Origin of the sequence: Ileibacterium valens, from assembly GCF_001945525.1 — a bacterium.
GTDB lineage: Bacteria > Bacillota_I > Bacilli_A > Erysipelotrichales > Erysipelotrichaceae > Ileibacterium > Ileibacterium valens.
Map to the genome: position 1 here is coordinate 1 of NZ_MPJW01000281.1, position 955 is coordinate 955.

Annotated in this window: 1 protein-coding gene; it reads left to right on the top strand. The window is 37.6% G+C overall.

Annotation, left to right across the window (positions count from 1 at the left end; genetic code table 11):
- A partial coding sequence (locus BO222_RS12820; protein ID WP_143357051.1) for a transposase occupies window positions 1–464 on the top strand: 464 nt, incomplete at its 5' end.
- Window positions 465–955 lie beyond the last annotated feature (491 nt).

Consider the following 955-nt stretch of genomic DNA (forward strand, 5'->3'; position numbering starts at 1 on the left):
TGCTCAATCATCTGGATCCAGATTCAGGAACCTCAACTGAGTTGTTTGAAAAACTTGAATCCGAAGGATTTTTCATCCTTGCTTCTTCAAATGAGTTAGCCATCGAAGAGATCTTGCCTGTTTATTACACAAGACAGCAGGTTGAACAGACTTTTGATATCGGGAAAAACTATACAGGATTACTGCCAGTACGTATTCAATCTGAAGACCGTCTGAGAGGTCATCTTCTGATTACTTTTATCGCTTCAATGATTGTCAAAAGAATCCAGTTGGAACTATTGAATCATGAGAATAAAAGAACCAAGAAATTGAATCCAATCAGTCTGTTTCAAAACCTGGGATATCAACGATGTTCAGTATTCGAAGACAAAATCATTATTCATGAGGCTGATTCTAAAGCAAATCAGGGATATAAGTTATTCAAGATTAAAGTCCCTGAAGAACTCAATTTAGGGTCTAGGTAGAAAATTTTTGGGAACTACAGATCAACGGAACAACCAAGTTTTAACAAAATTTGCAGCACTCTAAATCTTTTTATCTGAAGTTAACGAACAATTGACAATAAAGTTCAGAGAAATGAATGTCATTCATAAGTCCTGGAAGTAAGAGGTTTGACTATCCACGATAATTCTATGTTAATCCGCGTTTTTAGATGGTGGGGTCTCAGCGAAACCATTAACCTGTGAAAATCCACGTATATCAGATTGGTTTAAATAGCTGATGAATCCATTCCAGGATTTATGCATGACATTCACTAATCCCTTTATGTAGTTAAAAAATAAATTAGTTAGCCCTCAGTGCGCCCTTGACAAGGGGGGCTTTCATATCAGAATCAACGAGTTTTAACCTGCAATCTACCATTTTAGTTCAGGTGTTTGACAGCAGTTCAGAGAAGCTGCCTGTGCAAGGTCTGAGTGATGGGCGTTATAACTCTGTTGGCCTGTGTAACAGCAGT